Genomic DNA, 5916 nt, shown 5'->3' with positions numbered 1-5916 from the left:
TTCAAGTCTAATAACTGTTTTTTTATCTCGAAGAGAAGTATCCTGAATCATTTGAGTTTTTCTATCATGAATCTTTTCTGCTTTTTTGCCGCAGACAGGACATTTAACATGATCTATTTTATAGTCAGCTACAAAAACTAAATATTCCTCCGTTTTAATTAAATCTGTTGCAACTAGGTCTGGTAAATCCATTAAATCTGTGATAAGATTATTATGCATTTGCTTGACTCCTTTATTGAATTTTTGGTGTTGTAACTATTTAATTCAACGGAGCCAGGCAAATGCCTTTTTTATTTAGATATTTTTAGATTTACAGTTTTTTCTTCACAACATTAATTATACAACCAAAATATTTTATTTTAGTTTTTAAACATGCTCCATTACTTTTTAATAATGGGGCTTGTTTTAATAAAAATAATTAAATTCGGATATTAATAGTTATTTGATATAATATATGTATATTAATTTGAGGATTTAGAATATTATTTTTTAATATTTAATCGAATAGACTAATTGGGAGAGGAGAAAGATGAAGCTAAGAGTTCTTCGTTATTTTTTAACTGTAGTCAGAGAAGGCAATATAACCAGGGCAGCAGAAGTCTTACATATTACTCAGCCAACTCTTAGCAGGCAGTTAATGAAGTTAGAAGATGAGCTTGATACACAGCTAATTGTTAGAGGGAAAAGAGAAATAAAGCTGACTGAAGCTGGCAGATTGCTTGTTAAGAGAGCTGAAGAAATACTTGCTTTAGTTAATAAGGCAGAGGGTGAAATAACTTCAGATTTAGTAACTGGTAAAATATCAATTGGTAGCGGTGAATCGGTGATGACTTCGCAAGTTCTTTCTCGCTTAATTAGGAAGTTTCATAACAAATATCCGGAAGTTAAGTTTGATCTTTTTACAGGAAATGCTAGTGATATTAAAGAAAAGATTAATAAAGGGTTAATTGATATTGGTTTATTAATTAATCCTGTAGAAGTTAGCAGTTATTCTACAATTAATTTAAAAGAAAAAGAAAGCTGGGGAATTCTTTTATTAAAGGGTGATCCATTAGCTAAGAAAAGTAAAGTAACAGCTGCTGATTTAAAAAACTCTAATTTAATTATTAGTAAACGTTCAACTATTGAGAAAAAAATGGCTGATTTTTTTGCAGAATCTTTTAGTGAGATTAATTTTATTGCTTCATATAATCTTATTTATAATGCTTTAACTTTAGTGGAAAATGGTTTAGGATATGCACTTGGCTTGGAAAGCTCTTTAAAAATTGGTCAGAGCAATAAAATTTGTTTTAGACCTCTCAGTCCCTCTTTGAAGTCTTCCTGTACTTTTATCTGGCAAAATAAACAAATATTTAGTTCAACTGTATCTGCCTTTATAGATTTGATTAGAGAAGAGTATCCTGAAATTTAATATGCTTTTTAAGCATTTAAAAGAATAACTAATAAGTATTGGTAATGTTAGAGTAAACTTGTTAAACTAAAATTAGTTAATAAATTTTGTACCTGGAGTTAACTTAAGGTTGCTAAGAAAGGATGCTTAAAAATTAATAGAGATAGACTATGGACTAAAGAGTTTTTGATTAATTCTACAATAATGTTTATTATAATGTTAATTTACTATCAGCTAATGACTATTATAGCAAATTATGTAATAAATGATTTAGACATTTCAGCAAGTCTAGCTGGATTGATTGCTGGTATTTTTATGGTATTTGCTTTACCAGCGAGAATTATTTCTGGAAAGTTGATTGAAGAATTTGGCCGAAAAAAGATGCTGCATTTAGGTTTAGTTATATATGGATTAGGTACTTTTTCTTATTTTATTGCTGGTAATTTTGCTGCTTTATTTTTGATTAGAATTATTCAGGGGCTTGGTTTTGGAGTTGCAACAACTTCAGCAATGACAATAGCTGCAGGACTTATTCCTGATTCTAGAAGAGGAGAAGGAATGGGATATTTTATGTTAAGCATAACGATTGCCTCTGCTATTGGACCTTCATTAGGAATATTTTTTTATCAGCAAGGTGATTTTTCTTTAATTTTAGTATTCAGCAGTATTCTATTGGTAATTGGTTATTTTTCTCTGTTTTTTATGGAGGTACCAGAAGTTGAGTTAAGTGCTGAACATCTAGCAGAAATTAAGAGTTTTAAACTTAAAAAGCTTTTTGAATTTAAAGTTCTTCCTATAGCAATAGTTGGAGCAATGACTTTTTTTGCATATGCAAGTATCATTAGTTTTCTTTCAACTTATGTTGATCAAATTAATTTAGTAAAGGCAGGCAGTGTATTTTTCCTTGTATATTCAATGTCTATGTTGGTTTTTAGGCCGCTAACTGGACGTTGGTTTGATTTGAAAGGGAAAAATTATGTGATGTATCCAGCTTTTTTAGCTTTTGCTGCAGGTTTAATTGTTATTAGTCAGGCTCAAACTGGATTGGTACTTTTATTTGCAGCAATTTTAATGGGATTTGGTTTTGGAACATTTTCTGCCTGTGGGCAAACTATTGCTATAAACTCAGTTCCGGACCATCGTGTGGGTATTGCTACCTCAACATTTTTAGCTATTTCGGAAATTGGGATAGGTATTGGTCCATTTTTTTTAGGAATGTTAATTCCGAAACTTGGTTTTAGAGGTTTATATCTGGCTATGGCTTTAGTTGTAATCTTAGCTATGTTTTTATATTATCTTTTTTATGGTCGCAAATAAAGTCGCAAAAACAATTATTAATTAAGATTTAACTTAAAAAGGAGGCAGAATAATGGAAATTACAGAAAAGGCTCAGACTAAATTAAAAAAATTTTTTGGTGATAGTTATGATTTTGAGTTAAAGAAAACAGATCCTGAACTGATAGAAATCTTTGCTAATTTTGCTTTTGATGATGTTTTATCAGATAGTGAGCTGGACGAAAAGGATAGAGTAATGGTTACTTTAGCGGCTCTAGTTGCAGCTCAAGGCCAGGGTGAATTTAAAACAATGCTCAAAATAGCACTAAATATTGGTTTAGAACCTGTTAAAATTAAAGAAGTTATTTATCAATCTACTGCTTATGTAGGTATGGCTAAAAGCTATGACTTTTTAAAGATAACTAATCAGATTTTTAAAGAAGAAGGGGTTGATCTACCCTTAGCAGGACAGTCTACTACAGATCGTTCAACAAGGTTTGAAAAGGGACTTGCAGTTCAAAAGTCAATTTTTGGTGAAATAATTGATAAAATGCATGAAAATGCACCCGAAAATCAAAAACATATCCAGGATTATCTTTCAGCAAACTGTTTTGGTGATTATTACACACGCTCTGGACTTGACTTAAAAGAACGTGAGTTAATTACTTTTGCTATGCTGGCTGCTTTAGGTGGCTGTGAATCACAATTGAAAGGTCATATTAATGGTAATTTGAGTGTTGGCAATGATAAGGCAGTTTTATTAGCTGTACTTACTCAATTAGTGCCGTATCTCGGTTATCCAAGAACTTTAAATGCTTTAAGTTGTTTAAATGAAGTAATACCAGAATCTGAATAAAAGAAGGGAGTTTTTAAAATGAATTATAACACTGTTGGAAGAACAGGAATTAAAGTTTCTAGTTTATGTATGGGAACAATGTCATTTGGTGGTGATGCTGACCGAGAAACTGCTCAGGAAATGTTTAAAGCGTGTCGTGAAGCAGGAATTAATTTCTTTGATACTGCTAATGTTTATAGTGGTGGTAAGTCAGAAGAAATACTTGGTGAATGTATTGCAGCGGATAATAGAGATGAAATTATTTTAACTAGTAAAATGTTTTATCCAATGAGTAAAGATATTAACGCTATGGGAGCTAGTCGAAGAAATATTATCAGAGAAGTAGAAAATAGTTTAAAGCGGCTTGGTACAGATTATATTGATTTTTATTTTATCCATATGTTTGATAATAATACCCCTATTGCAGAAACCTTATCTGCGCTTGATCAGCTGCAAAAACAAGGAAAGATTTTATATCCAGCAGTAAGTAATTGGGCAGCCTGGCAGATAGCTACTGCACTTGGTATTTCTGCTAAAGAATCTCTGGCTCGTTTTGAACTTATTCAGCCAATGTATAATCTTGTTAAAAGGCAGGCAGAAACTGAAATATTGCCATTAGCAGAAGCGCATAATTTAGGAGTGATTTCTTATAGTCCTTTAGGGGCTGGACTTCTAACCGGTAAATATAGTGTAGATAAAAAACCAGAGCAGGGAAGACTTGTTGATCAGGCACGCTATTCTGCTCGTTATCATGATCAAATTAATTATAAAGTAGCAGAAAGATTTACTAAATATGCAGCTGAAAAAAATGTTAATCCAGTTACTTTAGCTGTTGCCTGGGTTAAATCTAATCCGACAATTACAGCTCCGATAATTGGTGCGCGTAATCTTGATCAATTAAAAGACTCTTTAGCAGCTGCTGAATTTGAAATGTCTGCTGAAATGAGAAAAGAGATTTCTGATCTTTCACCAGCGCCAGCACCAGCCACTGATCGAGCTGAAGTATTATTCGATGATTTTGAATAAGTATGAAGTTCAATTAGGGGGAATAAATAAGTGCAAATATCAGAAGTTAGTGAGAGATTTGATTTAAGTAAAGATACACTTCGCTATTATGAAAGAATTGGTTTAATACCTGAGATTAAACGCAATAGTAGTGGTAATAGAGATTATAATGAAGAAGATTGTGGCTGGATAGAGTTTATTAAGTGTATGCGTAATGCTGGCTTACCAATTGAATCACTGATTGAATATTTAAAGCTTTATCAGCAGGGTGATTCTACAATTAGAGCCAGGCAAGAACTGCTGACAGAAGAGCGAGATAAATTAGTCGAGAAAATTGCTTCTATGCAGGAGACTCTGGAACGTTTAAATTATAAAATTGAAGTCTATCAGCAGGGAAATTTAGAAAATGAATTAGCTAATAAATAATAATTATAATTAAGAATAATTTAGCTAAAATACCTAGTTAGCAAAAGCTAACTAGGTATTTTAAATTGTAGATAATAGAAATTTATGATAATATTTACTAAAAGAACAATAATATTTATTATGATAGTAAATTCTTGACTGTAAAGGAGGGAAAATTGAAAAGATTACTAGAAAGATTTAAATATCTATTTATTATTTTACTAGCTCTGGGAATGGTTGCTATAGTAGTAACTCAATATTACAGTATTAAAGGTGTCATTCGGGAAAAGTACCAGAGTCAGCAGCGATTAGTGGAAGAAAATATTTTGCAAACTGTTAATTATATAAATAATGCTTATCAGATTGCTGAAAAACAGTTGGATCAAGAAATGAAAGAATATTCTTATAGTATGATTGAAAAATATCAAATTAGTCCTGATGTTGATAATTGGAATCTAACAGAGTTAAAAAATAAATTTACTGGCTATGATATTTATCTTATTAATAATAATTTGAAAGTAATTAGAACTACTTATCAAAAAGATTTAGGACTTGACTTTTCTAAATTTGGCAGTTTTTCGACAGTTTTGAGAAGGCGCCTGGCTGGAAGTTCATTTTCAGTTGATAGAATAGATCTATCAACTCAGACAGGTGAAATTAAAAAATATAGTTATATTCCAACTCCAGATCATAAGTAAGCGAATTTCATAATACGCTTAATTTAGTTTAATTCAAAAAAATATTGTCTGCGAATCATAAAAATAAGCCTTTTAACTTGAAATAGTAGATTTTAATGATTTACCATAGATTTACTGCTAAATTTAGACGCACTTAGCTTGGGTAACTTAAAATCATGCTTTAAAATGCTTTTTAAGCAGCTAAAACCTGATTTTGCAGTTTGATTTTCTCGGCTGCAATTCTTGCAGCGATCAAACTGATAGAACTTAATAGCAGATGAGTTTTAACTTTTTTAGCTCCCATTACAGTTAAGTTTTCTAAATTAAGA

The 5916-nt window shown here is 31.2% G+C and carries 7 protein-coding genes; 6 read left to right on the top strand and 1 reads right to left on the bottom strand.

From position 1 onward, the window contains the following. On the bottom strand, positions 1 to 219 hold a 219-nt coding region (locus tag BMZ74_RS13980; RefSeq protein WP_177181450.1), incomplete at its 3' end, for a transposase family protein. 310 nt (positions 220 to 529) lie between these two features. Between BMZ74_RS13980 and BMZ74_RS13975 the strand changes: the two genes are divergently transcribed. The 6 genes from BMZ74_RS13975 to BMZ74_RS13950 all read left to right on the top strand — a co-directional run bounded on the left by BMZ74_RS13975 (position 530) and on the right by BMZ74_RS13950 (position 5608). Continuing rightward, entirely contained in the window at positions 530 to 1411 is an 882-nt protein-coding gene (locus BMZ74_RS13975; RefSeq protein WP_089862822.1) for a LysR family transcriptional regulator, read from the top strand. Between the two features lie 183 nt (positions 1412 to 1594). Beyond that, positions 1595 to 2707, top strand: a complete 1113-nt coding sequence (locus tag BMZ74_RS13970; protein ID WP_281244116.1) for an MFS transporter — start codon at positions 1595 to 1597, stop codon at positions 2705 to 2707. Between the two features lie 52 nt (positions 2708 to 2759). Further along, positions 2760 to 3521, top strand: coding sequence for a carboxymuconolactone decarboxylase family protein (locus tag BMZ74_RS13965; protein ID WP_089862820.1), 762 nt, complete (start codon positions 2760 to 2762; stop codon positions 3519 to 3521). Between the two features lie 18 nt (positions 3522 to 3539). After that, positions 3540 to 4526 carry an aldo/keto reductase gene (locus BMZ74_RS13960; protein WP_089862819.1) on the top strand — a complete coding sequence of 329 codons (987 nt, stop codon included), beginning with the start codon at positions 3540 to 3542 and terminating at the stop codon, positions 4524 to 4526. Between the two features lie 30 nt (positions 4527 to 4556). Further along, positions 4557 to 4931 (top strand): MerR family transcriptional regulator, encoded by a 375-nt coding sequence (locus BMZ74_RS13955; protein WP_089862818.1) that lies wholly within the window; start codon positions 4557 to 4559, stop codon positions 4929 to 4931. 155 nt (positions 4932 to 5086) lie between these two features. Further along, positions 5087 to 5608, top strand: coding sequence for a hypothetical protein (locus BMZ74_RS13950; protein ID WP_089862817.1), 522 nt, complete (start codon positions 5087 to 5089; stop codon positions 5606 to 5608). Positions 5609 to 5916 lie beyond the last annotated feature (308 nt).

Origin of the sequence: Halanaerobium salsuginis (assembly GCF_900114545.1) — a bacterium.
GTDB lineage: Bacteria > Bacillota > Halanaerobiia > Halanaerobiales > Halanaerobiaceae > Halanaerobium > Halanaerobium salsuginis.
This window is presented reverse-complemented; position numbering and strand designations above follow the sequence as displayed.

What these genes read in the sequence shown, in the direction of transcription:
- BMZ74_RS13975 (WP_089862822.1), top strand. Translation starts at nt 530, where the DNA reads ATGAAGCTAAGAGTTCTTCGTTATTTTTTAACTGTAGTCAGAGAAGGC.
- BMZ74_RS13960 (WP_089862819.1), top strand. Translation starts at nt 3,540, where the DNA reads ATGAATTATAACACTGTTGGAAGAACAGGAATTAAAGTTTCTAGTTTA.
- BMZ74_RS13970 (WP_281244116.1), top strand. Translation starts at nt 1,595, where the DNA reads ATGTTTATTATAATGTTAATTTACTATCAGCTAATGACTATTATAGCA.
- BMZ74_RS13965 (WP_089862820.1), top strand. Translation starts at nt 2,760, where the DNA reads ATGGAAATTACAGAAAAGGCTCAGACTAAATTAAAAAAATTTTTTGGT.